Here is a 21,670-nt window from a genome sequence, read left to right as displayed (position 1 = left end):
GGACCGACCGGGCGGTGCAGGCATGCCGGGGGGCACGGCATACCTGCACCGGGGTCTGGGGCTGAGCCCCAGGGGGGTGCACGGGGCCGGGGCCCCGTGCAATCAGTTCTTCGAGTAGAGCTCGACGATCAGCTGCTCGGTGAGGATCGTGTCGATCTGCTCACGCGTCGGCAGCTGGTGGATGAGGATCCGCAGCGAACCAGGCACGACCTTCATCCAGGCCGGGACCGGGCGGTCGCCGTAGGTCTCGCGGGCGAGCTGGATCGGGAAGGTCTCGACCGACTGCTTGCGGACCTCGACGATGTCGTACTGCGAGACGCGGTAGGACGGGACGTCGACGCGGTGGCCGTTGACCATGAAGTGACCGTGGGTCACCAGCTGGCGGGCGGCACGACGGGTCCGGGCCAGGCCGGCGCGGTAGACCACGTTGTCCAGGCGGGACTCGAGGATGACGAGCAGGTTGGCGCCGGTCTTGCCGGGGCGGCGGGCGGCCTCGGCGTAGTAGCGGCGGAACTGCTTCTCCATGACGCCATAGGTGAAGCGCGCCTTCTGCTTCTCCTGCAGCTGGGTCAGGTACTCCTTCTCCTGGCTGCGCCGGCGACCGTGCTGCCCCGGGGGGAAGGGACGGAGCTCGAAGTTCTTGTCGCCGCCGACGAGGTCGACCTTGAGCCGGCGGGACTTCTTGGTGATGGGTCCGGTGTAACGGGCCATGACTAGTTACCTACCTTCCGGTCTTAGTTTCGACGCTTCTTGGGCGGACGAACTCCGTTGTGAGCCTGCGGCGTCACGTCGGAGATCGTGCCGACCTCGAGGCCGGCGGCGGTGAGCGAGCGGATCGCGGTCTCGCGACCAGATCCCGGACCCTTGACGAACACGTCGACCTTCTTCATCCCGTGGTCCATCGCCTTGCGGGCGGCGGCCTCGGCGGCCATCTGGGCGGCGTAGGGGGTCGACTTGCGCGACCCCTTGAAGCCGACCGTGCCCGAGGAGGACCAGGCGATGACAGCACCGGTCGGGTCGGTGATCGTGATGATGGTGTTGCTGAACGTGCTCTTGATGTGAGCTTGCCCGAAGGCGACGTTCTTCTTCTCCTTGCGGCGCACCTTGCGCGCGCCGGCAGCCTGACGGCTCTTGGGGGGCATGTGTTCTCCTGACGAGGAAGCAAGCGGGAAACGCGGGGGCGAGCGCCCTGCCGCGTCTTACTTGCCGGCCTTCTTCTTGCCGGCGACGGTGCGCTTGGGACCCTTGCGGGTCCGCGCGTTGGTCTTCGTGCGCTGACCGTGAACCGGCAGGCCGCGGCGGTGCCGCAGGCCCTGGTAGCTGCCGATCTCCACCTTGCGGCGGATGTCGGCGGCCACCTCACGGCGCAGGTCACCCTCGAGGCGGAAGCTGCCCTCGAGGTGGTCGCGCAGGACGACCAGCTGCTCCTCCGTCAGGTCCTTGACGCGGGTGGACGGGTCGACGCCCGTGGCCGCCAGCGTCTTCTCGGCGCGGGTGCGACCCACGCCGAAGATGTAGGTGAGAGCGACCTCGACGCGCTTGTCGCGCGGGAGGTCGACACCGATGAGTCGTGCCATGTGGCAGTGCTCCTGATATGTCGTGCGAGAGTCTGGTGCAGCACCGGTCCGCATCCTCTGTGGTGGGCCTTCGCCCGCGGTCCTCGGCTCTCGCGGCCGAGGGTGACGTCCCGTGTCGACGGGGGTCGGGTGCTGCTGTGCATCATCTGTCTATTCAGTTGTCGCTGTCGCGAAGCTGCGACGCGTGCGGTGCTCTTCTCAGCCCTGGCGCTGCTTGTGGCGCAGGTTCTCGCAGATCACCATGACCCGCCCGTTACGACGGATCACCTTGCACTTGTCACAGATCTTCTTCACGCTCGGCTGAACCTTCATGGCCTGCCTGCTTTCGGATTCTCTGGTTGGTTGGGTGGTGCTCAGCCTCTGACCCTCGCGGGCCCGTGGGTCAGCGGTAGCGGAAGACGATGCGTCCGCGGGTCAGGTCGTACGGGCTGAGCTCCACGACCACCCGGTCCTCGGGGAGGATACGGATGTAGTGCTGCCGCATCTTTCCGGAGATGTGAGCCAGCACAACGTGACCGTTGGTCAGCTCGACCCGGAAGTTCGCGTTCGGGAGGGCTTCGACAACTGTGCCCTCGATCTCAATGACCCCGTCCTTCTTCGCCATGTCCTCCACTTTTCGCGTGACGTCACTGCATCGGCCCACACAGGGCCGACGCACTATGCTACGGGAGAGGCGAGGGGCAAAGCGAATCCGTGCCTGGCCGACCGACCGCGGTGGCGTGACGCCGCACGGGCGCAGTCAGTGGGCCAGGGGCGCGAAGGGGACTCCTCGCGCCGCCAGCTCCTCACGGCCGCCGTCGTGGGCGGTAAGCACCCACAGACCGGCGTCGGTGACGGCGACCGTGTGCTCCCAGTGCGCGGCCCGTGTCCCGTCGGTCGTCACGACGGTCCAGTCGTCGTCGAGGGTCCGGGTCTCGATCGACCCGAGGGTGACCATCGGCTCGATCGCGAAGGTCGACCCCGAGGGCACGGTCGGCCCCGGCGCGGTGACCCTGTAGTTGGGCACGTTCGGGTCCATGTGCATCTCGCGACCGATGCCGTGCCCGACGAAGTCCTCCAGGATCCCGTAGCCGGTCACGACCCCCTCGGCGCGGCGTCGCTCCACGGCCAGGTCCAGGAAGCCCTGGACGGCGTCCCCGACCGCGAACAGCCGTCCTCCGGCCTTGAGCGCAGCGATCCCCTCCCACAGCGAGGCCCGGGTGTCGTCCATGAGGGCGAGGTCCTCGGGCCGACCGCAGCGGTCGCGTCCCCCGACCACCAGCGACACGGCCGCGTCGCCGTGCCACCCCTCCACGATCGCTCCGCAGTCCACCGAGACGAGGTCGCCGTCCTGCAGCACCCGCTCCCCCGGCACCCCGTGCACGACCTCGTCGTTGACGGAGATGCACAGGCTGCCCGAGAAGCCGTGGTAGCCCAGAAAGCTCGGCAGCGCCCCGCGGGACCGGATGGCGTCCTCGGCCAGCGCGTCCAGCTCCCGGGTGGTGATGCCGGCGACGGCCCGCTCCTGCGCCAGCGCCAGCGTGTCGGCCACCACCAGCCCTGCACGCCGCATGGCCCGCAGCTGGTCCTCGGTCTTGGTCTCGATGCCCTTGCGGCGACGGAACAGCGACATCAGGGGTGCGAACGCCGCGTCAGGCGCCGGCGCGGTCGGACAGGGCGGCCTCGATGCGGGCCGTGACGTCCTCCACCGTGCCCATGCCGTCGACCTCGTGCAGCAGCCCGCGCTGGCGGTAGACCGCTGCCAGCGGGGCCGTCTCCTCGGCGTAGATGCGCATCCGCTCGCGGACGACGTGCTCCGTGTCGTCGGCCCGACCCTGGTCCGCAGCACGGGCGAGCAGCCGCTGGACGACCTCGTCGGTGTCCACGGTCAGCTCGACGACGGCATCCAGCGCGTGGCCGGACTCGGCGAGCATCTGGTCCAGCGCCTCGACCTGACCGGTCGTGCGCGGGTAGCCGTCGAGGAGGAACCCTGAGGAGGCGTCCGGCTCCGCGAGCCGATCGCGCACGATGGCGTTGGTGATCTCGTCCGGGACGTAGCCGCCGGAGGCGGTGATCTCCTTGACCTGCAGCCCCAGGGGCGTCTCGCCCTTGATGTTGGCCCTGAAGATGTCGCCGGTCGAGATGGCGGGGACGCCGTGCGCGGCGGACACCAGGGCGGCCTGGGTGCCCTTGCCGGCACCGGGAGGACCGAGCATGATCAGACGCATCAGCGGAGGAACCCTTCGTAGTCGTGCTGCTGGAGCTGGGACTCGATCTGCTTGACCGTCTGCAGACCGACACCCACGATGATCAGGATGGAAGCCCCACCCAGCGGGAAGTCCGAGACCTGCAGGACGTTGAACGCGATCAGCGGGATCAGCGCCAGGGTAGCCAGGTAGAGCGCTCCCGGGGTCGTGATCCGGTTGACCACGTACTCGAGGTACTCGGCCGTCGGCCGGCCCGCCCGGATGCCGGGGATGAAGCCGCCGTAGCGCTTCATGTTGTCCGCGACCTCGGTGGGGTTGAACGTCACACTCACGTAGAAGAACGTGAAGAAGATGATCATCGCCGTGTAGAGCACCATGTAGACCCAGTGCGTGCCCGCACCGCCGAGCCCCATCGAGAGGTAGCGGTCGACGAAGGTCACCCACTGCGGGGTGTCGGCGGCCGGGTCGGTCGGGCGGGCGAAGTTGCCCGCCAGCTGAGGCAGCATCAGGATCGAGCTCGCGAAGATGATCGGGATGACGTTGGCCATGTTGAGCTTGAGCGGGATGTAGGTCGAGGTCCCGCCATACTGCCGCCGGCCGACCATCCGCTTGGCGTACTGCACCGGGATCCGACGGGTGGACTGCTCGACGTAGACGACGGCGGTGATGATGGCCAGGCCCAGGAGCATGACGAGCACGAACGTCGTGACCGACTGCTGGTAGATGACCGACAGCGCCGAGGGGAAGGTGGATGCGATCGAGACGAAGATGAGCAACGACATGCCGTTGCCGATCCCCTTCTCGGTGATGAGCTCCCCCATCCACATGATGAGACCGGTGCCGGCCGTCATGGTCAGCACCATCATCATGAGCACCGGGACGCTGTCGTCCGGCATGACCGTGGCGCAGGTGCCGCCGAACAGTCGCGCAGGGTCTCGGGCGATGACGACCAGCGTCGAGGCTTGGAGGACCGCAAGACCGATCGTGAGGTAGCGCGTGTACTGCGTCATCTTGGTCTGCCCGGCCTGCCCCTCCTTCTTCAGCGCCTCGAAGCGGGGGATGACGACCGTGAGCAGCTGCACGATGATGGCGGCGGTGATATAGGGCATGATGCCCAGCGCGAAGACCGACAGCTGCATCATGGCTCCGCCGGAGAACAGGTTCGCCATGCCCAGGACGCTGCCGGCCTGGGTGGCGGTCTGCTGGCACTGCTGCACGAGGCCGTAGTCGATGCCGGGGCTGGGCAGGTGCGTGCCGAGCCGGTAGATCGCCATGATCGCGAGCGTGAAAAGGATCTTGTTGCGCAGATCCGGGGTCTTGAACGCACGCACGAAGGCGGAGAGCATTCGGAAGGTCCTCCTGTGGTCCCCCGGGACGCGCGGACCGCGGAGCGGGCTACGCACCCGGGAGCGGGCATGATCGCCGCTGACGATAACACCCGCGGGTGTGCGGTGGGGAAACGAGCGGGCCCCGACCGCACGCGGCGGCCGGGGCCCGGTTCGTGGTCGGGTGATCCTCGAGGGAGGCGATCAGGCCTCGGAGACAGAGCCTCCGGCGGCCTCGATCTTGTCCCTGGCGGAGGTGGAGAACCTGGTGGCGGTCACGTCGACCTTCACCGAGATGTCGCCGGTGCCGAGCACCTTGACCGGGTGGCCCTTGCGGACCGCTCCCTTGTCGACCAGGTCCGCGACGGACACGGTGCCACCGTTGGGGAACAGCGCGGCGATGTCCGAGACGTTGACGACCTGGTAGGTGGTCTTGAACGGGTTGGTGAACCCGCGGAGCTTGGGCAGACGCATGTGCATCGGCGTCTGACCGCCCTCGAAGGTCGCCGGCACCTGGTAGCGGGCCTTGGTGCCCTTGGTGCCACGACCAGCGCTCTTGCCCTTGGAACCCTCACCGCGACCCACACGGGTCTTCGCGGTCTTGGCTCCCGGGGCAGGACGCAGGTGGTGCACCTTCAGGGCGCTGCCCTGGGTGGCGTTGGTGCTGTCAGCCATCAGTCAACCTCCTCGACGGTCACCAGATGGGCGACCGTGCGGATCATCCCCCGGAACTCGGGGCGGTCCTCCTTGATCACGCTGTGGCCGATCCGCTTCAGCCCCAGGCTGCGCACCGACTCACGGTGCATGTGCTTGGTGCCGACGGTGCCGCGGACCTGGGTCACCTTGAGTCGTGCCATCACGCACCTGCCTTCGCTTCGGCGCGTGCCTCGGCGCGGGCGCGCAGCATGGCCGCGGGGGCCACGTGCTCGACCGGCAGTCCGCGTCGTGCGGCGACAGCCTCGGGCTGCTCGAGCCCACGCAGCGCAGCCACCGTGGCGTGCACGACGTTGATCGAGTTGTCGGACCCGAGCGACTTGCTGAGCACGTCGTGGATGCCGGCACACTCGAGGACGGCGCGCACCGGGCCACCGGCGATCACACCGGTACCGGGGCTCGCCGGCTTGAGGAGCACGACGCCGGCTGCAGCCTCACCCTGGACGGGGTGGGGGATGGTGCCGCCGATACGGGGGACGCGGAAGAAGCTCTTCTTCGCCTCCTCGACACCCTTGGCGATCGCGGCGGGCACCTCCTTGGCCTTGCCGTAGCCGACACCGACGGTGCCGTCTCCGTCGCCCACCACGACGAGCGCGGTGAAGCTGAAGCGGCGACCGCCCTTGACGACCTTGGAGACGCGGTTGATGGTGACGACGCGCTCCAGGTACTGGTTGCGCTCTTCCTCACGGCCCCCACGACGGTCGCGGTTGCTGTCGCGGCCGCCCCGACGGTTGTCGCGGGCGTCGCCGGTGCTGTCACCGGTGCCGCGACGCTGGAAATCACCAGCCATGGTCAGTTCCTCTTTCCGTTGGTCGGGGTGGTCACAGTGCCAGTCCGGACTCGCGTGCGCCCTCGGCGATCGCCGCGACCCGACCGGCGTAGCGGTTGCCACCCCGGTCGAAGACCACGGACTCGACGCCCTGGGCCTTGGCCCGCTCGGCGAGGAGCTCGCCGACCCGTCGTGCCTTGGCGGTCTTGTCGCCGTCCAGGGCGCGCAGGTCGGCCTCCATGGTCGACGCCGAGGCGATGGTCCGGCTGGCGGTGTCGTCCACGAGCTGGACGAAGACGTGGCGCGAGGACCGGTTGACCACGAGGCGCGGACGCTCCGGGGTGCCTGTGACCTTCTTGCGCAGACGCAGGTGGCGGCGCGTACGCGCAGCCGTCTTGGTCTTGCCGCGCTTGACGATGATCTGTCCCATGGCTTACTTACCGGCCTTTCCGACCTTGCGGCGGATGTGCTCACCCTCGTAGCGCACGCCCTTGCCCTTGTACGGGTCGGGCTTGCGCAGCTTGCGGATGTTGGCAGCGACCTCGCCGACCAGCTGCTTGTCGATGCCCGTGACCGAGAACCGGGTGGGGTTCTCGACCTGGAAGGAGATCCCCTCCGGGGGCGTGATGGTGATCGAGTGCGAGTAGCCGAGCGCGAACTCGAGGTCCGAGCCCTTGGCCACGACGCGGTAGCCCGTGCCGTGGATCTCCAGCTTCTTGGTGTAGCCGGCGGTCACACCCTCGACCATGTTGGCGATGAGGCTGCGGGTCAGACCATGACGGGAGCGCGACTCGCGCTCGTCGTCAGGTCGGGTCACCTGCACGGTGCCGTCGTCGCCGCGGCCCACGGAGATGGGCTCGACGACGTCGAGAGCGAGCTGGCCCTTGGGGCCCTTGACGGTGACGGTGGACCCGTCGATGGTCACGTCGACACCGGCGGGAACGGTGACGGGGAGTCGTCCGATACGAGACATGTTCTTGTGGCTCCTTCCCTTGTCACCAGACGTAGGCGAGGACTTCCCCACCCACGCCCTTGTCAGCTGCCTGGCGGTCCGTGAGCAGGCCCGAGGACGTGGAGATGATGGCCACGCCCAGGCCTCCCAGGACTCGCGGTAGATTGGTGGACTTCGCGTAGACGCGCAGGCCCGGCTTGGACACGCGGCGCACGCCGGCGATGGAGCGCTCGCGGTTCGGCCCGTACTTCAGGTCGACGACGAGCGTGCTGCCAACCTCAGCCTCTTCCTGGGACCAGGAGGCGATGTAGCCCTCGGCCTTGAGGATGTCGGCGATGTTGGACTTGAGCTTGGAGTACGGCATGCGAACCTGGTCCTTGTGCGCCGAGTTGGCGTTCCGGATGCGGGTCAGCATGTCCGCGATCGGGTCGGTCATGGTCATGGGGCTTCATGCCCTTTCTCATCGCGGTTTCGTCCCCCGGCAGGAGCGGCGGCGTTCTGCCGTCGCCCCCGGACGGGGGCCGACCTTCGATGTTCCAGGTGGAGGAGGTGTCTGGAGGTCGTAGGGTCCGGGTGCTGGTGGGCGATGCCTACCAGCTGGACTTGGTCACACCGGGGAGCTCGCCGCGGTGGGCCATCTCGCGCAGGCAGATCCGGCACAGGCCGAACTTCTTGTAGACCGAGTGCGGGCGGCCACACCGCTGGCAGCGGGTGTAGGCGCGCACCGCGAACTTGGGCTTGCGGTTGGCCTTGTTGACGAGAGCGGTCTTCGCCATGGTCAGTTCTCCTTGAACGGGAAGCCCAGCCGCTTCAGCAGCGCCCGGCCCTCGTCGTCGTTGGTGGCGGTGGTGACGACCGTGATGTCCATGCCGCGGACGCGGTCGATCCTGTCCTGGTCGATCTCGTGGAACATCGACTGCTCGTTCAGACCGAACGTGTAGTTGCCACGGCCGTCGAACTGCTTGGGCGAGAGCCCACGGAAGTCACGGATGCGGGGCAGCGCGAGCGACAGCAGACGGTCCGCGAACTCCCACATGCGGTCGCCCCGAAGGGTGACGTGCGCGCCGATCGGCATACCCTCGCGCAGCTTGAACTGCGCGATGGACTTGCGGGCCTTGGTGACGGTGGGCTTCTGCCCGGTGATCGTGGACAGGTCCTTGACGGCGCCCTCGATCAGCTTGCTGTCGCGAGCCGCCTCGCCCACGCCCATGTTCACGGTGATCTTCACCAGGCCGGGCACCTGCATGGGGTTGCCGTAGCCGAACTCCTCCGTCAGCGCGGGGACGATCTCCTCGGCGTAACGGGTCTTCAGTCGCGGTGCCGGGCGCTGCTCGGCGACCGGGGTCTCGTTGATGGTGTCGGTCATCTGGCTCACAGGTCCTTACCCGAGCGCACCGCGACGCGGGTGCGCACCGTCTTGGTCCGACCGTCGCGCTCGACCGTCTCGACACGCGTGCCGACCCGGGTGGGCTTCTTGGTCTCAGGGTCGACCACCATCACGTTGGACACGTGGATGGGAGCCTCCTGGACCTGGATGCCTCCGGTGTTGACACCGCGGTCGCCACCGGCACGGGTGTGCTTGGTGATGCGGTTGACGCCCTCGACGAGGACGCGGCCGGTCTCGCTGTACACGGCGATGACGCGGCCCGTGAGGCCCTTGTCCTTGCCAGCGATGACCTGCACGAGGTCGTTCTTCTTGATCTTCATCTTGGACATGTCCTCAGATCACCTCCGGGGCGAGCGAGACGATCTTCATGAACTTCTTGTCGCGCAGCTCACGGCCCACGGGGCCGAAGATGCGCGTACCACGGGGGTCACCGTCGTTCTTGAGGATCACCGCTGCGTTCTCGTCGAAGCGGATGTAGGACCCGTCGGGGCGACGGCGCTCCTTGCGGGTGCGCACGATGACGGCCTTGACGACCTCGCCCTTCTTGACGTTGCCGCCGGGGATGGCGTCCTTGACGGCGGCCACGATGGTGTCCCCGATGCCGGCGTACCGGCGGCCGGAGCCACCGAGCACCCGGATGCACAAGATCTCCTTGGCACCGGTGTTGTCGGCGACGCGAAGTCGCGACTCCTGCTGGATCACTGTTCGTTCTCCTAGTTGTCAGCTGGTTCTCACGCTGCGGCGAGCCTTGCCGAACGTTGTGGACGGGTAGTTCTTACTTGGCCTTCTCGAGGATCTCCACCACGCGCCAGCGCTTGGTAGCGCTGAGCGGGCGGGTCTCCATGATCAGGACGCGGTCGCCGACGCCGGCGGCGTTGTCCTCGTCGTGCACCTTCACCTTGCTGGTGGTGCGCAGGACCTTGCCGTAGAGGGCGTGCTTGACGCGGTCCTCCAGGACGACCACGACGGTCTTGTCCATCTTGTCGCTCACCACGTAGCCCTGACGGGTCTTGCGGTAGTTGCGGTCGCCTCCGCGCCCCAGCGCGTGGGCGTCGGGGCCGTGGCTCTCGATGGTCTCGTCCGTGGTCGTGCCGACCTCGGTCTGGGTGTTCTCGCTCATCCTCAGCCCACCTTCTCGTTCTCAGCGGTCTCGACGGCCTCGCGGCCGATGCCGAGCTCGCGCTCACGCATCTCGGTGTAGATGCGGGCGATGTCCTTGCGGACCGCCCGCAGCCGACCGTGGTTCTCCAGCTGACCGGTGGCCGACTGGAACCGTAGGTTGAACAGCTCTTTCTTGGCCTCGGCCAGGGCGTCGGCCAGGGGGCCGGGCTCCAGACCGCGCAGCTGCTCGGGTGTCAGGTTCGTGGAACCGACTGCCATCAGATGTCACCACCCTCACGCGCGACGAACTTGGTCTTCATGGGGAGCTTGTGCATCGCCAGGCGCAGGGCCTCGCGGGCCACGTCCTCGGTGACACCCGAGAGCTCGAAGAGGATCCGGCCGGGCTTGACGTTCGCGATCCACCACTCCGGCGACCCCTTGCCCGAACCCATACGGGTCTCGGCGGGCTTCTTGGTCAGCGGACGGTCGGGGTAGATGTTGATCCACACCTTCCCGCCACGCTTGATGTGGCGGGTCATGGCGATACGTGCGGACTCGATCTGCCGGTTGGTGACGTAGGCCGGCTCGAGAGCCTGGATGCCGTAGTCACCGAAGGCGATGGCGTTGCCGCCCTTCGACATCCCGCTACGACCGGGGTGGTGCTGCTTGCGGTGCTTGACTCGACGGGGAATCAACATCAGGACTGCTCTCCCTCGGTGGTAGCAGGGGCGACCTCGACGGGCGCCGCGGCCTCGGCCGGGGCGGTCTCGGCGGCGGCCGGGGTGTCCTCACGACGCGGAGCTCGCGCACCACGGCGGTCGCCACGGTCGCCACGGGGACCACCGCGCTCGGGCCGGTCCCCACGACGGCGGTCGCCACGGGGGCGGTCGCCGGCCTGGGCCTCCTCGCGGGCCAGCTCCTTGGCGGTCAGGTCGCCCTTGTAGATCCAGACCTTCACGCCGATCCGGCCGAAGGTGGTCTTGGCCTCGTAAAAGCCGTAGTCGATGTTCGCGCGCAGCGTGTGCAGCGGGACGCGACCCTCGCGATAGAACTCCGAGCGCGACATCTCGGCGCCGCCGAGACGGCCGGAGCACTGGATGCGGATGCCCTTGGCACCGGCGCGGAGCGAGGACTGCATACCCTTGCGCATCGCGCGACGGAAGGTCACACGGGCGGCGAGCTGCTCGGCGATGCCCTGGGCGACCAGCTGCGCGTCGATCTCGGGGTTCTTCACCTCGAGGATGTTCAGCTGCACCTGCTTGCCGGTCAGCTTCTCCAGCTCACCGCGGATGCGGTCCGCCTCAGCGCCTCGGCGGCCGATGACGATGCCAGGACGCGCGGTGTGGATGTCGACGCGGACGCGGTCACGGGTCCGCTCGATCTCCACACGGGCGATGCCGGCACGGTCCATGCCCTCGGAGAGGAGAGCGCGGATCGCCACGTCCTCCTTCACGTAGTCGCGGTAGCGCTGACCCGGCTTGGTCGAGTCGGCGAACCAGCGGCTGCGGTGATCGGTCGTGATACCCAGGCGGTAGCCGTACGGGTTGATCTTCTGCCCCATCAGCGGGCACCTCCCTTGGGGGTACGAGGAGCGACGACCACAGTGATGTGGCTCGTGCGCTTGTTGATGCGGCTGGCGCGGCCCTGGGCCCGCGGCCGGAACCGCTTCATGGTCGGGCCCTCGTCCACGTAGGCGGAGGAGACCACGAGCGTGGTCTCGTCGAAGGCGTCGCCGACCTTGTCCGCCGTGAAGCGAGCGTTGGCCACGGCGCTGTTGAGCACCTTGAGCACGGGCTCGCTGGCGCTCTGCGGCGCGAACCGCATGAGGGCCACGGCCTCCGGCACGCTCTTGCCACGGATCAGGTCCACGACACGGCGCGCCTTCATGGGCGTGACGCGGACGAACCGGGCCTGCGCCTTGGCGTCCATGGTGACTCCTTGGGTGGTAGTGGTCGCGCTCACCGGCGGCGCCCCTTCTTGTCGTCCTTCTCGTGACCCTTGAACGTGCGGGTCGGAGCGAACTCACCGAGCTTGTGGCCCACCATCGACTCGGTCACGAAGACCGGGACGTGCTTGCGGCCGTCGTGCACGGCCAGCGTGTGGCCGAGCATGTCGGGGGTGATCATCGACCGGCGGGACCAGGTCTTGATGACGTTCTTGGTGCCGGCCTCGTTCTGCGAGTCCACCTTCTTGGCGAGGTGGTCGTCGACGAACGGGCCCTTCTTCAGGCTGCGAGGCATCTGTCGTTACTCCTAGCTCAGCGCTTCTTGCCGCGACGACGCACGATGAGCTTGTCGCTGGGCTTGTTGGGCTTGCGGGTGCGGCCCTCGGGCTTGCCCCAGGGGCTGACCGGGTGACGGCCACCGGAGGTCTTCCCCTCACCGCCACCGTGGGGGTGGTCGACCGGGTTCATGACCACGCCACGGACGGTCGGGCGCTTGCCCTTCCACCGCATACGACCGGCCTTGCCCCAGTTGATGTTGCTCTGCTCGGCGTTGCCGACCTCGCCGACGGAGGCGCGGCAGCGCGCGTCGACGTTGCGGATCTCGCCGGAGGGCATGCGCAGCTGGGCCATGACGCCGTCCTTGGCCACCAGCTGGACGCGGGCGCCCGCGGATCGGGCGATCTTGGCGCCGCCACCGGGCCGCAGCTCGATGCAGTGCACGACCGTTCCGACCGGGATGTTGCGGAGCGGCAGGTTGTTGCCCGGCTTGATGTCGGCCGACGGACCGTTCTCGATCACGTCGCCCTGGCGCAGCTTGTTCGGCGCGACGATGTAGCGCTTCTCGCCGTCCGTGTAGTGCAGCAGCGCGATGCGGGCGGTGCGGTTCGGGTCGTACTCGATGTGCGCGACCTTGGCGTTCACGCCGTCCTTGTCGGCACGGCGGAAGTCGATGACGCGGTAGGCACGCTTGTGGCCACCACCGATGTGACGGGTGGTGATGCGGCCGGAGGCGTTGCGACCGCCGGTCTTGGTCAGCGGCCGGACCAGCGACTTCTCGGGGGTGGTCCGGGTCACCTCGACGAAGTCAGCCACGCTCGAGCCGCGACGGCCCGGCGTCGTGGGCTTGTACTTACGGATAGCCATAATAGTTGCAGTCCTTGAAGATCTCGTCTCGACGTCTCAGGCAGCTCAGAGAGTGCCGAAGATGTCGATGGTGCCGTCCTTGAGCGTCACGATCGCGCGCTTGGTGTCCTTCCGGCGGCCCAGGCCGAACTTCGTCCGACGGGCCTTGCCCTGCCGGTTCAGGGTGTGGACCGACTCGACCTTCACGCCGAAGATGCTCTCCACGGCCTTCTTGATCTCGGACTTGTTCGCCCGCGGGTCCACCACGAAGGTGTACTTGCCCTGGTCCAGCAGCGCGTAGGACTTCTCGGAGACGACCGGCGACAGCAGGATGTCGCGCGGGTCCTTGTTGATCGCTGGGGTGCTCACTTGGTCTCCTCCTCGACGGTGCCGGTCCGGCTGGCGCGAGCGATGTACGCGTCCAGGGCGGGTTGGGTGAACACCACGTCGTCGGCGCACAGCACGTCGTAGGTGTTGAGCTGGTCGACGAAGAGCACGTGGACCTCAGCGAGGTTGCGCAGGCTCTTGAGAGCCAGCTCGTCCGCGCGGTCGACGACGACCAGGAGGTTGTGGCGCTCGGTCAGGCCGCTCAACGCGCTCCAGGCCGTCTTGGTGGACGGGGTGTCCCCGCCGACCAGGGACGACAGCACGTGGATGCGCCCGTGGCGCGCCCGGTCGGACAGGGCCCCGCGCAGGGCGGCGGCCTTCATCTTCTTGGGCGTGCGCTGGGAGTAGTCGCGCGGCTGCGGGCCGTGAACCACGCCACCGCCGGCGAACTGCGGCGCCCGGGTCGAACCCTGGCGCGCGCGGCCGGTGCCCTTCTGGCGGTAGGGCTTGCGCCCACCGCCGCGGACCTCGCCGCGGGACTTGGTGGAGTGCGTGCCCTGGCGGGCCGCGGCCAGCTGGGCGACGACGACCTGGTGGATCAGCGGCACGTTGGTCTGCACGTCGAACAGCTCGGCGGGCAGCTCGACAGTGCCGGCCTCACCGCCGGTCGGGTGGGTGATGGTGACGGTCGTCATGAGGTTTACGCCCCCTTCACGGCCGTGCGGACCAGGACGACGCTGCCGCGGGAGCCGGGCACGGCACCCTTGATCAGCAGCAGGCCCCTGTCCGCGTCCACGGCGTGGATGGTCAGGTTGGAGGTGGTCTGGCGCTCGCCGCCCATCCGGCCGGCCATCTTGTGACCGCGGAAGACGCGGCCCGGGGTGGCGCAGCCACCGATGGAACCCGGCTTGCGGTGGTTGCGGTGCGAGCCGTGGGAGGCAGAGACGCCGTGGAAGCCGTGACGCTTCATGACACCGGCGAAGCCCTTGCCCTTGGTCGTGCCGGTCACGTCGACCTTCTGGCCGTCCTCGAACGTCTCGACCGTCAGCTCCTGGCCGAGCGAGTAGTCGCCCGCGTCGGAGGTGCGGAGCTCCACGAGGTGACGGCGCGGCGTGACGCCGGCCTTCTCGAAGTGGCCCTTGAGCGGCTGGGTGACCTTGCGCGGGTCGATCGCGCCGAAGGCGATCTGCACAGCGTCGTAGCCGTCGGTCTGCGCATCGCGGACCTGGGTCACGACGCAGGGGCCGGCCTTGATCACGGTCACGGGTACCAGGCGGTTCTCGGCGTCCCAGACCTGGGTCATGCCGAGCTTCTCGCCCAGGACACCCTTGACGGTGCGTGGGGTGGTTGTCGTCGCAGTCATCGTCACACTCACAGCTTGATCTCGATGTTCACGTCCGCCGGCAGGTCGAGGCGCATGAGCGAGTCGACCGCCTTCGGGGTCGGATCGACGATGTCGATCAGACGCTTGTGCGTGCGCATCTCGAAGTGCTCGCGGCTGTCCTTGTACTTGTGGGGCGACCGGATGACGCAGAAGACGTTCTTCTCCGTCGGCAGCGGCACGGGGCCCACAACGGTTGCGCCGGCACGGGTCACCGTGTCGACGATCTTGCGCGCCGAGCTGTCGATGACCTCGTGGTCATACGACTTCAGCCGGATGCGGATCTTCTGTCCCGCCATCGCTTGTCTGACTCTCTCTCGTCGTCCTACAGAACGTTCCTGGCCGGGTCGGCCCAGGCACTGACTCCCACCCCCGCGGTCGGGCGTGTCGTCCTACCCGCGAGCGTCGCCCACGCAAAGATCTGCAGTTCGGGCTGGTGTTCAGGCCCGGCGTCGCCGGGGCTTGCGCTGCCGTCGCCCGCGCTGCGACCTGTTGATCGACCGGGGTCGACCGACTGTCGTCAGCGCGTGCCGGACGGCTGGTGATGGGCACATGGGTGCCCATCACGCGTCAAGCAACCTGCCTAGTGTGCCACGGACCGGCCGTTGCGCCCAAATCCAGGTCAGCCCCGGACCATCCGGTCCAGGACCTGGGTCGTGACCGGACGTGCGTAGGGGTCGGGCTCGGGGTCCGGGAGGTCCGGCGACGCCCAGCCCAGCAGCGCGTGCAGGTGCTCCTCGTCGAACTCGCTCTCCCCCTCGCGCAGAGCCTCGGGCACCTGCAGCTGGTCGAGGCACACGCTCACCGCCGCGGTCTCGCCGAGCTCCGCCGGCAGGTGGTATGCCGTCCAGGCCGCGAGGAAGGACGGCAGGCTCGTCCCCACCACGGCCAGCGCCGGCTCCTCCCCCAGGGTGTCGCCGACCATGACGACCAGGCTGCGCCGTGTGCCGCGCGGTGCCCAGACGCCGTAGAGCTCGTCCGAACCGTCGGAGCCCAGCACCAGAAGGTCGGGAGGGATCATCCAGCCCCACGACCGGTGCTGGTCGGCGGCCTCGAGAGCCCCCAGCGTCTCGTCGTCGCCGAGCAGCGGGAGGAGGGTCAGGTCCTCCTCACCGATGCGGACGCCGTCGCTGGCGCGGTAGAGGTCGGTCACGTCCTCGGGCAACGGGCGCCCGAGGCGCTGCGCCGCCTGGACCAGGAGGTGCGCCGGCACGCCGGGGGCGGTGTGCACGTGCGCGCGCACCGCCTCCCACGCGGAGAGGACCTGGGCCATCGTGTGTCTCGCCACAGGAGGAAGGCTAGTGGGGCTGCGCGCGGTCTGCCGCACGAGCGCACGGTCGGCACCAGGTGTTCACCTGTGGTCCGACGGGGTGACCCGCTCAGCCCTCCTGCTTGATGGCTGAGATCTCGAACTCGAGCGTGACCTTCTCGGAGACGAGGACGCCCCCGGCGTCCAGGGGCATGTTCCAGTGCAGTCCGAAGTCACGGCGGTTGAGCCTCCGGGTGGCCTCGAAGCCGGCCCGCAGGTTGCCCATGGGGTCGCGCTGGACGCCCAGCAGGGCGATCGGGATCGCCACCTGCTTGGTGACGTCGCGGATGGTGAGGTCACCGACCACCATGTAGTTGCTCTCCTCGACCTCGTCGATGGTCGAGGACGTGAAGACGATCTCCGGCCACTGCTCGGCGTTGAAGAAGTCCTGGCTGCGAAGGTGCTCGTCGCGCTGCTCGTTGTTGGTGTTGATGCTGGCGGTGCGCAGACGCACCTCCACGGAGGATGCCGCGATGTCCTCGGGGTCCAGGTGGATCACGCCCGTCACGTCCGTGAACGTGCCCCGGACGGTCGTGACCATCGCGTGCCGGGCGGAGAACCCGACGCGGGTGTGCGCCGGGTCGAAGTGCCACACGCCGCTCATCGATGCCTCGAGGTCGGACAAGGCCCCTCCTGGGTGTCGGGACGCGCCCCGCGGCAGGACCGCAGGACACCTCTGATGACCCCCGAGCCTACCCGCTCCCCCTCCGCCGCCCGGCAGCCGGACGGGGGGTCACACCTCGTGTCGCCGTGCATCTGCACGCGCGCACCGCGGCCCCTCCGGAACGCACCGGGCCCCCGTCACCACGAGGGTGACGGGGGCCCGGTGAACCGCAGGGGGGTCAGATCACTTGAGGATCTTGGTGACGCGGCCGGCACCCACGGTGCGGCCACCCTCACGGATGTTGAACATGAGGCCGTCCTCCATGGCGATGGGCTGGATCAGCTCCACGCGCATGTCGGTGTTGTCGCCCGGCATGACCATCTCGGTGCCCTCGGGGAGGTGGCACACGCCGGTCACGTCCGTGGTACGGAAGTAGAACTGCGGGCGGTAGTTGTCGTAGAACGGGGTGTGACGGCCACCCTCGTCCTTCGACAGGATGTAGGCCTGGGCCTCGAACTCGGTGTGCGGGGTGATCGTGCCCGGCTTGACGATGACCTGGCCGCGCTCGACGTCCTCACGCTTGATGCCGCGCAGGAGCAGACCGACGTTCTCGCCCGCACGACCCTCGTCGAGGAGCTTGCGGAACATCTCGATACCGGTGACCGTCGTCTTGGCCGAGGTCGGGCGGATGCCGACGATCTCGACCTCCTCGTTGACCTTCAGGACGCCGCGGTCGATACGACCGGTGACGACGGTGCCACGACCGGTGATCGTGAAGACGTCCTCGACGGGCATCATGAACGGCTTGTCCAGGTCGCGCACGGGCTCCGGGATGTACTCGTCCACGGTGTCCATGAGCTCGAGCACCGTCTTGCTCCACTCGGGGTCACCCTCGAGCGCCTTCAGCGCGGAGACGCGGACGACCGGGAGGTCGTCACCGGGGAACTCGTAGGAGGACAGCAGCTCGCGGACCTCCATCTCGACGAGCTCCATGATCTCCTCGTCGTCGACCATGTCGACCTTGTTGAGGGCCACGACGATGTAGGGGACGCCGACCTGGCGGGCCAGGAGGACGTGCTCCTTCGTCTGCGGCATCGGACCGTCGGTGGCGGCGACCACGAGGATCGCACCGTCCATCTGGGCCGCGCCGGTGATCATGTTCTTGATGTAGTCGGCGTGCCCCGGGCAGTCGACGTGCGCGTAGTGACGCTTCTCGGTCTGGTACTCGATGTGCGCGATCGAGATCGTGATGCCGCGCTGACGCTCCTCAGGAGCCTTGTCGATCGAGTCGAACGGCGACGCCTCGTTCAGCGTCGGGTACTTGTCGTGCAGCACCTTGGAGATGGCAGCCGTCAGCGTGGTCTTGCCGTGGTCGATGTGACCGATGGTTCCGATGTTGACGTGCGGCTTTACCCGCTCGAACTTGGCCTTGGCCACTGGGGGTCCTCCTGTTGGACGTGTTGTGCGCTCGTCGGCGGCTGGGTGCCGCCAGCGACGTACTGGGTTTGATGGATGGTCGTGCTCGGGTCCATCACTCCGCGGAACGGAGTGAGTTCAGCTCACTCGCCGCGGACCTTCTTGATGATCTCCTCGGCCACGTTCCGGGGAACCTCGGCATAGGAGTCGAACTGCATCGTGTAGTTGGCTCGACCCTGGGTCTTGGACCGGAGGTCACCAACGTACCCGAACATCTCCGACAGCGGCACGGTCGCACGGACGACCTTGGCACCGCTGATGTCCTCCATGGACTGGATCTGACCACGGCGGGAGTTGAGGTCGCCGATGACGTCGCCCATGTAGTCCTCGGGCGTGCGCACCTCGACGGCCATGACCGGCTCCAGCAGACACGGGTCCGCCTTGCGGGCGGCCTCCTTGAAGGCCATGGACCCGGCGATCTTGAACGCCATCTCCGAGGAGTCGACGTCGTGGTAGGCGCCGTCCAGGAGCGTGGCCTTGACACCGACGACCGGGTATCCCGCCAGGATGCCGAGGTTCATCGCGTCCTGGATGCCGTGGTCCACCGAGGGGATGTACTCCTTCGGGACGCGGCCACCGGTCACGACGTTGGAGAACTCGTAGAGCTCGCCCTCGGAGGTGTCCATCGGCGCCAGCGCGATCTGGATCTTCGCGAACTGGCCCGAGCCACCCGTCTGCTTCTTGTGGGTGTAGTCGAACTTCTCGACCGCCCGGCGGATCGTCTCGCGGTAGGCCACCTGGGGGGCGCCCACGTTGGCCTCGACCTTGAACTCGCGCTTCATCCTGTCGACCAGGATGTCCAGGTGCAGCTCGCCCATGCCGCCGATGACGGTCTGGCCGGTGTCCTCGTCCAGCTTGACGGTGAAGGTGGGGTCCTCCTGCGCCAGCTTCTGGATGGCCGTGGACAGCTTCTCCTGGTCACCCTTGGTCTTGGGCTCGATGGCCACGTGGATGACCGGCTCCGGGAAGGTCATCGACTCCAGGATGATCGGCTGGGCGATGTCGCAGAGCGTGTCGCCCGTCGTCGTGTCCTTGAGGCCGATGACGGCGTAGATGTGTCCCGCCGAGACCTTCTCGACCGGGTTCTCCTTGTTGGCGTGCATCTGGAACAGCTTGCCCAGACGCTCCTTCTTGCCCTTGGTCGCGTTGAGGACCCCCTGGCCGGCGGTGATCTCCCCGGAGTACACCCGGATGTAGGTCAGCGTGCCGAAGAACGGGTGCGTCGCGATCTTGAACGCCAGGGCCGCAAAGGGCTCCTTGGTGCTCGGGTCGCGGGTGATGACCGTCTCCTCGTCACCGGGCTTGTGGCCCTCGGTCGGGGGCAGGTCCACCGGGGAGGGCAGGTAGTCCACGACCGCGTCGAGCAGCGGCTGGACGCCCTTGTTCTTGAACGCGGTGCCGCAGAAGACCGGGTGCACCTCGCCGGCGAGGGTGAGGGTGCGCACGCCGGCCTTGATCTCGTCGACGGTCAGCTCCTCGCCGCCCAGGTACTTGTCGAGCAGCTCGTCGCTGGCGTCGGCCACGCGCTCCACGAGGCGGGCGCGGTACTCGTCCGCCTGCGAGCGCAGCTCCTCCGGGATGTCGGTGGTCGTGTACTCCTCGCCGAGGGCGGTGTCCACCGGCCACGTCAGCGCCTGCATCGTGACCAGGTCGATCATCCCGACGAAGTCGGACTCGGCCCCGATGGGCAGCTGCATGACGAGCGGGTGCGCGCCGAGGCGGTCCACCATCGTCTGCACGGAGAAGTAGAAGTCCGCGCCCATCTTGTCCATCTTGTTGATGAAGCACATGCGGGGCACGCCGTACTTGTCGGCCTGGCGCCAGACCGTCTCGGACTGGGGCTCGACACCCTCCTTGCCGTCGAAGACGGCGACGGCACCGTCCAGGACGCGCAGGTTGCGCTCGACCTCGACGGTGAAGTCGACGTGGCCGGGCGTGTCGATCAGGTTGATCTGGGTGCCCTTCCAGAAGCTGGTGACGGCGGCGGAGGTGATGGTGATGCCCCGCTCCTTCTCCTGCTCCATCCAGTCGGTCGTCGACGCACCGTCGTGCGTCTCGCCCATCTTGTGCTTGACACCCGTGTAGAACAGGATGCGCTCGGTGGTCGTCGTCTTGCCGGCATCGATGTGGGCCATGATGCCGATGTTGCGGACCTTGTTCAGGTCCGTCAGGACGTCCTGTGCCACGGTTTCTTCTCTCTGCTTGTCTTCATCAGGTCTGTCGGTGCGGCGGGTGTGCCGTGCGGTCGGGTCCTGCGCCACCGCCGGAGCGGCGGGCACGACCCGGTCGGCTCACCAGCGGTAGTGCGCGAAGGCCTTGTTGGCGTCGGCCATCTTGTGCGTGTCCTCGCGGCGCTTGACCGCGGCACCCAGGCCGTTGCTGGCGTCGAGGATCTCGTTCATGAGGCGCTCGGTCATCGTCTTCTCGCGACGCTGACGGGAGTAGCCGACCAGCCAGCGCAGGGCCAGCGTCGTGCTGCGGTTGGGCTTGACCTCGATCGGCACCTGGTAGGTCGCACCGCCGACACGGCGGGACTTGACCTCCAGGGCCGGCTTGACGTTGTCCAGCGCGCGCTTGAGCGTCTGCACCGGGTCGGTGCCGGTCTTGGCGCGGACGCCCTCGAGGGCACCGTAGACGATGCGCTCGGCGGTGGACTTCTTGCCGTCCGTGAGGATCTTGTTGACGAGCTGGGTGACCAGCTGGCTGCCGTAGACCGGGTCCTGGATCAGCGGACGCTTGGGAGCGGGGCCCTTACGAGGCATTACTTCTTCTCCTTCTTCGCGCCGTAGCGGGAGCGGGACTGGTTGCGACCCTTGACGCCCTGGGTGTCCAGGGACCCGCGGATGATCTTGTAGCGCACGCCGGGAAGGTCCTTCACGCGACCGCCGCGGACGAGCACGATCGAGTGCTCCTGCAGGTTGTGGCCCACGCCCGGGATGTAGGCCGTGACCTCGACGCCGCTGGTCAGGCGCACACGGGCGACCTTGCGCAGGGCGGAGTTCGGCTTCTTGGGGGTGGTCGTGTAGACGCGGGTGCAGACACCGCGGCGCTGCGGGTTGCCCTTGAGGGCCGGGCTGTCGGACTTCTTGACCTTGTCCGCGCGGCCCTTGCGGACAAGCTGGTTGATCGTGGGCACTGATTCTCCGTCAGTCGTGGTTGGTCTGCGTGCTCCGTGGCTCATGCCGTGGGACACGCTCCTTGGTCGTTCGCCCGTCCGGCCCCTGGTGTCGGGGGTGTCGGTCGCGCTGTCTCTCCCCCGCACTTCCCGGTCCCGGACCCCGCGCGGCCCATGTGCGGCCTCGAGGGGGACGGGGCGGACTGCCCGGCGAGAGGTGGTGCGGACGCTGCGGCCGAATCTGGCCGACCGCCGCCTCCGCGCACGCGGGACCTAGCCCACGCACGGTGTTCCAGACTACCGGGGCGGCAGGCCGAGGTCCAAATCAACGACGGGGGGCGGGTATGCCGTGCGCTCGCACGGCATACCCGCCCCTGGTC

The 21,670-nt window shown here is 68.1% G+C and carries 35 protein-coding genes; all 35 read right to left on the bottom strand.

Annotated features, from left to right (window positions below; all coding sequences use genetic code 11):
- Positions 1-102: 102 nt before the first annotated feature.
- Entirely contained in the window at positions 103-711 is a 609-nt protein-coding gene (rpsD, locus tag ACI3ET_RS13205) for a 30S ribosomal protein S4 (RefSeq protein ID WP_405033525.1), read from the bottom strand.
- 23 nt (positions 712-734) lie between these two features.
- Positions 735-1,142: a 30S ribosomal protein S11 gene (gene rpsK, locus ACI3ET_RS13200; RefSeq protein ID WP_405033524.1), complete on the bottom strand. Its 408-nt coding sequence runs from the start codon at positions 1,140-1,142 to the stop codon at positions 735-737.
- Positions 1,143-1,199: 57 nt separating this feature from the next.
- The gene (gene rpsM, locus ACI3ET_RS13195; protein ID WP_405033523.1) at positions 1,200-1,577 is read right to left on the bottom strand and encodes a 30S ribosomal protein S13; all 378 of its coding nucleotides are present in this window, start codon (positions 1,575-1,577) and stop codon (positions 1,200-1,202) included.
- A gap of 198 nt (positions 1,578-1,775) precedes the next feature.
- Positions 1,776-1,889, bottom strand: coding sequence for a 50S ribosomal protein L36 (gene rpmJ / locus ACI3ET_RS13190; protein WP_006592630.1), 114 nt, complete (start codon positions 1,887-1,889; stop codon positions 1,776-1,778).
- Positions 1,890-1,959: 70 nt separating this feature from the next.
- Positions 1,960-2,181: a translation initiation factor IF-1 gene (infA, locus tag ACI3ET_RS13185; protein ID WP_022925313.1), complete on the bottom strand. Its 222-nt coding sequence runs from the start codon at positions 2,179-2,181 to the stop codon at positions 1,960-1,962.
- Between the two features lie 135 nt (positions 2,182-2,316).
- Positions 2,317-3,189: a type I methionyl aminopeptidase gene (map, locus tag ACI3ET_RS13180; RefSeq protein WP_405033522.1), complete on the bottom strand. Its 873-nt coding sequence runs from the start codon at positions 3,187-3,189 to the stop codon at positions 2,317-2,319.
- Between the two features lie 19 nt (positions 3,190-3,208).
- A complete protein-coding gene (locus tag ACI3ET_RS13175; protein ID WP_405033521.1) occupies positions 3,209-3,784 on the bottom strand; it encodes an adenylate kinase in 576 nt (191 codons plus the stop codon).
- A complete protein-coding gene (gene secY / locus ACI3ET_RS13170; RefSeq protein WP_405033520.1) occupies positions 3,784-5,109 on the bottom strand; it encodes a preprotein translocase subunit SecY in 1,326 nt (441 codons plus the stop codon). The genes ACI3ET_RS13175 and secY overlap by 1 nt, the downstream gene beginning before the upstream one ends.
- Before the next feature lie 183 nt (positions 5,110-5,292).
- Positions 5,293-5,763 carry a 50S ribosomal protein L15 gene (gene rplO, locus ACI3ET_RS13165; protein ID WP_405033519.1) on the bottom strand — a complete coding sequence of 157 codons (471 nt, stop codon included), beginning with the start codon at positions 5,761-5,763 and terminating at the stop codon, positions 5,293-5,295.
- Positions 5,763-5,945 (bottom strand): 50S ribosomal protein L30, encoded by a 183-nt coding sequence (gene rpmD / locus ACI3ET_RS13160; RefSeq protein WP_405033518.1) that lies wholly within the window; start codon positions 5,943-5,945, stop codon positions 5,763-5,765. Before rpmD ends, rplO begins: the two co-directional genes overlap by 1 nt.
- On the bottom strand, positions 5,945-6,592 hold the full coding sequence (gene rpsE, locus ACI3ET_RS13155) for a 30S ribosomal protein S5 (protein ID WP_405033517.1): 648 nt from the start codon (positions 6,590-6,592) through the stop codon (positions 5,945-5,947). Before rpsE ends, rpmD begins: the two co-directional genes overlap by 1 nt.
- Before the next feature lie 31 nt (positions 6,593-6,623).
- Positions 6,624-7,001, bottom strand: a complete 378-nt coding sequence (gene rplR / locus ACI3ET_RS13150; protein WP_405033515.1) for a 50S ribosomal protein L18 — start codon at positions 6,999-7,001, stop codon at positions 6,624-6,626.
- A 3-nt stretch (positions 7,002-7,004) separates the two neighbouring features.
- A complete protein-coding gene (gene rplF, locus ACI3ET_RS13145) occupies positions 7,005-7,544 on the bottom strand; it encodes a 50S ribosomal protein L6 (RefSeq protein ID WP_405033514.1) in 540 nt (179 codons plus the stop codon).
- Positions 7,545-7,566: 22 nt separating this feature from the next.
- Positions 7,567-7,965, bottom strand: coding sequence for a 30S ribosomal protein S8 (rpsH, locus tag ACI3ET_RS13140; RefSeq protein WP_405033513.1), 399 nt, complete (start codon positions 7,963-7,965; stop codon positions 7,567-7,569).
- Between the two features lie 148 nt (positions 7,966-8,113).
- The gene (locus ACI3ET_RS13135) at positions 8,114-8,299 is read right to left on the bottom strand and encodes a type Z 30S ribosomal protein S14 (protein WP_405033512.1); all 186 of its coding nucleotides are present in this window, start codon (positions 8,297-8,299) and stop codon (positions 8,114-8,116) included.
- A gap of 2 nt (positions 8,300-8,301) precedes the next feature.
- Positions 8,302-8,889, bottom strand: coding sequence for a 50S ribosomal protein L5 (rplE, locus tag ACI3ET_RS13130; RefSeq protein WP_405033511.1), 588 nt, complete (start codon positions 8,887-8,889; stop codon positions 8,302-8,304).
- Between the two features lie 5 nt (positions 8,890-8,894).
- Positions 8,895-9,239, bottom strand: coding sequence for a 50S ribosomal protein L24 (gene rplX, locus ACI3ET_RS13125; protein ID WP_405033510.1), 345 nt, complete (start codon positions 9,237-9,239; stop codon positions 8,895-8,897).
- A gap of 4 nt (positions 9,240-9,243) precedes the next feature.
- Positions 9,244-9,612: a 50S ribosomal protein L14 gene (gene rplN / locus ACI3ET_RS13120; RefSeq protein ID WP_405033509.1), complete on the bottom strand. Its 369-nt coding sequence runs from the start codon at positions 9,610-9,612 to the stop codon at positions 9,244-9,246.
- Between the two features lie 73 nt (positions 9,613-9,685).
- Positions 9,686-10,030 (bottom strand): 30S ribosomal protein S17, encoded by a 345-nt coding sequence (gene rpsQ / locus ACI3ET_RS13115; protein ID WP_405033508.1) that lies wholly within the window; start codon positions 10,028-10,030, stop codon positions 9,686-9,688.
- Between the two features lie 2 nt (positions 10,031-10,032).
- Entirely contained in the window at positions 10,033-10,290 is a 258-nt protein-coding gene (gene rpmC / locus ACI3ET_RS13110; RefSeq protein WP_405033507.1) for a 50S ribosomal protein L29, read from the bottom strand.
- On the bottom strand, positions 10,290-10,709 hold the full coding sequence (rplP, locus tag ACI3ET_RS13105; RefSeq protein WP_405033506.1) for a 50S ribosomal protein L16: 420 nt from the start codon (positions 10,707-10,709) through the stop codon (positions 10,290-10,292). Before rplP ends, rpmC begins: the two co-directional genes overlap by 1 nt.
- The gene (rpsC, locus tag ACI3ET_RS13100) at positions 10,709-11,572 is read right to left on the bottom strand and encodes a 30S ribosomal protein S3 (protein WP_405033505.1); all 864 of its coding nucleotides are present in this window, start codon (positions 11,570-11,572) and stop codon (positions 10,709-10,711) included. Before rpsC ends, rplP begins: the two co-directional genes overlap by 1 nt.
- Positions 11,572-11,940, bottom strand: coding sequence for a 50S ribosomal protein L22 (gene rplV, locus ACI3ET_RS13095; protein ID WP_405033504.1), 369 nt, complete (start codon positions 11,938-11,940; stop codon positions 11,572-11,574). Before rplV ends, rpsC begins: the two co-directional genes overlap by 1 nt.
- Before the next feature lie 29 nt (positions 11,941-11,969).
- Complete coding sequence (rpsS, locus tag ACI3ET_RS13090; RefSeq protein ID WP_405033503.1) at positions 11,970-12,251, bottom strand: 30S ribosomal protein S19; 282 nt, start codon at positions 12,249-12,251, stop codon at positions 11,970-11,972.
- Between the two features lie 17 nt (positions 12,252-12,268).
- Positions 12,269-13,099, bottom strand: a complete 831-nt coding sequence (gene rplB, locus ACI3ET_RS13085; RefSeq protein ID WP_405033502.1) for a 50S ribosomal protein L2 — start codon at positions 13,097-13,099, stop codon at positions 12,269-12,271.
- 45 nt (positions 13,100-13,144) lie between these two features.
- Positions 13,145-13,447: a 50S ribosomal protein L23 gene (gene rplW / locus ACI3ET_RS13080; protein WP_405033501.1), complete on the bottom strand. Its 303-nt coding sequence runs from the start codon at positions 13,445-13,447 to the stop codon at positions 13,145-13,147.
- Positions 13,444-14,100: a 50S ribosomal protein L4, sunset domain variant gene (gene rplD / locus ACI3ET_RS13075; RefSeq protein ID WP_405033500.1), complete on the bottom strand. Its 657-nt coding sequence runs from the start codon at positions 14,098-14,100 to the stop codon at positions 13,444-13,446. The genes rplW and rplD overlap by 4 nt, the downstream gene beginning before the upstream one ends.
- Before the next feature lie 5 nt (positions 14,101-14,105).
- Entirely contained in the window at positions 14,106-14,768 is a 663-nt protein-coding gene (gene rplC / locus ACI3ET_RS13070; protein ID WP_405033499.1) for a 50S ribosomal protein L3, read from the bottom strand.
- An 8-nt stretch (positions 14,769-14,776) separates the two neighbouring features.
- Complete coding sequence (gene rpsJ / locus ACI3ET_RS13065; protein WP_006946210.1) at positions 14,777-15,085, bottom strand: 30S ribosomal protein S10; 309 nt, start codon at positions 15,083-15,085, stop codon at positions 14,777-14,779.
- Positions 15,086-15,408: 323 nt separating this feature from the next.
- On the bottom strand, positions 15,409-16,074 hold the full coding sequence (locus ACI3ET_RS13060; protein WP_405033498.1) for an SMI1/KNR4 family protein: 666 nt from the start codon (positions 16,072-16,074) through the stop codon (positions 15,409-15,411).
- Between the two features lie 91 nt (positions 16,075-16,165).
- Positions 16,166-16,720, bottom strand: a complete 555-nt coding sequence (locus tag ACI3ET_RS13055; RefSeq protein WP_405033497.1) for a YceI family protein — start codon at positions 16,718-16,720, stop codon at positions 16,166-16,168.
- A gap of 222 nt (positions 16,721-16,942) precedes the next feature.
- The gene (tuf, locus tag ACI3ET_RS13050; RefSeq protein WP_405033496.1) at positions 16,943-18,136 is read right to left on the bottom strand and encodes an elongation factor Tu; all 1,194 of its coding nucleotides are present in this window, start codon (positions 18,134-18,136) and stop codon (positions 16,943-16,945) included.
- Between the two features lie 122 nt (positions 18,137-18,258).
- Positions 18,259-20,361: an elongation factor G gene (fusA, locus tag ACI3ET_RS13045; RefSeq protein ID WP_405033495.1), complete on the bottom strand. Its 2,103-nt coding sequence runs from the start codon at positions 20,359-20,361 to the stop codon at positions 18,259-18,261.
- A gap of 105 nt (positions 20,362-20,466) precedes the next feature.
- Positions 20,467-20,937 (bottom strand): 30S ribosomal protein S7, encoded by a 471-nt coding sequence (gene rpsG, locus ACI3ET_RS13040; protein WP_405033494.1) that lies wholly within the window; start codon positions 20,935-20,937, stop codon positions 20,467-20,469.
- Positions 20,937-21,311, bottom strand: a complete 375-nt coding sequence (gene rpsL / locus ACI3ET_RS13035; protein ID WP_405033493.1) for a 30S ribosomal protein S12 — start codon at positions 21,309-21,311, stop codon at positions 20,937-20,939. The genes rpsG and rpsL overlap by 1 nt, the downstream gene beginning before the upstream one ends.
- Between the last annotated feature and the right edge of the window lie 359 nt (positions 21,312-21,670).

Source organism: Ornithinimicrobium jinqii, assembly GCF_045032595.1.
Taxonomy (GTDB): Bacteria; Actinomycetota; Actinomycetes; order Actinomycetales; family Dermatophilaceae; genus Ornithinicoccus.
The sequence above is the reverse complement of the archived record's forward strand: the minus strand, read 5'-3'. Positions and strand labels throughout refer to the sequence as shown.

Excerpts from the sequence above, each read along its gene's own strand:
- rplV (WP_405033504.1), bottom strand. The coding sequence starts at position 11,940 with ATGGACGCCAAGGCGCAGGCCCGGTTCGTCCGCGTCACGCCCATGAAG.
- rplP (WP_405033506.1), bottom strand. The coding sequence starts at position 10,709 with ATGTTGATTCCCCGTCGAGTCAAGCACCGCAAGCAGCACCACCCCGGT.
- rplO (WP_405033519.1), bottom strand. The coding sequence starts at position 5,763 with ATGGCTGACAGCACCAACGCCACCCAGGGCAGCGCCCTGAAGGTGCAC.
- ACI3ET_RS13135 (WP_405033512.1), bottom strand. The coding sequence starts at position 8,299 with ATGGCGAAGACCGCTCTCGTCAACAAGGCCAACCGCAAGCCCAAGTTC.
- rpmC (WP_405033507.1), bottom strand. The coding sequence starts at position 10,290 with ATGGCAGTCGGTTCCACGAACCTGACACCCGAGCAGCTGCGCGGTCTG.
- rpsC (WP_405033505.1), bottom strand. The coding sequence starts at position 11,572 with ATGGGGCAGAAGATCAACCCGTACGGCTACCGCCTGGGTATCACGACC.
- infA (WP_022925313.1), bottom strand. The coding sequence starts at position 2,181 with ATGGCGAAGAAGGACGGGGTCATTGAGATCGAGGGCACAGTTGTCGAA.
- rpsJ (WP_006946210.1), bottom strand. The coding sequence starts at position 15,085 with ATGGCGGGACAGAAGATCCGCATCCGGCTGAAGTCGTATGACCACGAG.
- rplB (WP_405033502.1), bottom strand. The coding sequence starts at position 13,099 with ATGGCTATCCGTAAGTACAAGCCCACGACGCCGGGCCGTCGCGGCTCG.
- rpsE (WP_405033517.1), bottom strand. The coding sequence starts at position 6,592 with ATGGCTGGTGATTTCCAGCGTCGCGGCACCGGTGACAGCACCGGCGAC.
- rpsQ (WP_405033508.1), bottom strand. The coding sequence starts at position 10,030 with ATGAGCGAGAACACCCAGACCGAGGTCGGCACGACCACGGACGAGACC.
- rpsM (WP_405033523.1), bottom strand. The coding sequence starts at position 1,577 with ATGGCACGACTCATCGGTGTCGACCTCCCGCGCGACAAGCGCGTCGAG.
- rpsH (WP_405033513.1), bottom strand. The coding sequence starts at position 7,965 with ATGACCATGACCGACCCGATCGCGGACATGCTGACCCGCATCCGGAAC.
- rplE (WP_405033511.1), bottom strand. The coding sequence starts at position 8,889 with ATGACCGACACCATCAACGAGACCCCGGTCGCCGAGCAGCGCCCGGCA.
- rpsD (WP_405033525.1), bottom strand. The coding sequence starts at position 711 with ATGGCCCGTTACACCGGACCCATCACCAAGAAGTCCCGCCGGCTCAAG.
- rpsK (WP_405033524.1), bottom strand. The coding sequence starts at position 1,142 with ATGCCCCCCAAGAGCCGTCAGGCTGCCGGCGCGCGCAAGGTGCGCCGC.
- ACI3ET_RS13175 (WP_405033521.1), bottom strand. The coding sequence starts at position 3,784 with ATGCGTCTGATCATGCTCGGTCCTCCCGGTGCCGGCAAGGGCACCCAG.
- rpmD (WP_405033518.1), bottom strand. The coding sequence starts at position 5,945 with ATGGCACGACTCAAGGTGACCCAGGTCCGCGGCACCGTCGGCACCAAG.
- rplC (WP_405033499.1), bottom strand. The coding sequence starts at position 14,768 with ATGACTGCGACGACAACCACCCCACGCACCGTCAAGGGTGTCCTGGGC.
- secY (WP_405033520.1), bottom strand. The coding sequence starts at position 5,109 with ATGCTCTCCGCCTTCGTGCGTGCGTTCAAGACCCCGGATCTGCGCAAC.
- rplR (WP_405033515.1), bottom strand. The coding sequence starts at position 7,001 with ATGGGACAGATCATCGTCAAGCGCGGCAAGACCAAGACGGCTGCGCGT.
- map (WP_405033522.1), bottom strand. The coding sequence starts at position 3,189 with ATGTCGCTGTTCCGTCGCCGCAAGGGCATCGAGACCAAGACCGAGGAC.
- rplX (WP_405033510.1), bottom strand. The coding sequence starts at position 9,239 with ATGTCCAAGATGAAGATCAAGAAGAACGACCTCGTGCAGGTCATCGCT.
- rpmJ (WP_006592630.1), bottom strand. The coding sequence starts at position 1,889 with ATGAAGGTTCAGCCGAGCGTGAAGAAGATCTGTGACAAGTGCAAGGTG.
- rplD (WP_405033500.1), bottom strand. The coding sequence starts at position 14,100 with ATGACGACCGTCACCATCACCCACCCGACCGGCGGTGAGGCCGGCACT.
- rpsS (WP_405033503.1), bottom strand. The coding sequence starts at position 12,251 with ATGCCTCGCAGCCTGAAGAAGGGCCCGTTCGTCGACGACCACCTCGCC.
- rplF (WP_405033514.1), bottom strand. The coding sequence starts at position 7,544 with ATGTCTCGTATCGGACGACTCCCCGTCACCGTTCCCGCCGGTGTCGAC.
- rpsG (WP_405033494.1), bottom strand. The coding sequence starts at position 20,937 with ATGCCTCGTAAGGGCCCCGCTCCCAAGCGTCCGCTGATCCAGGACCCG.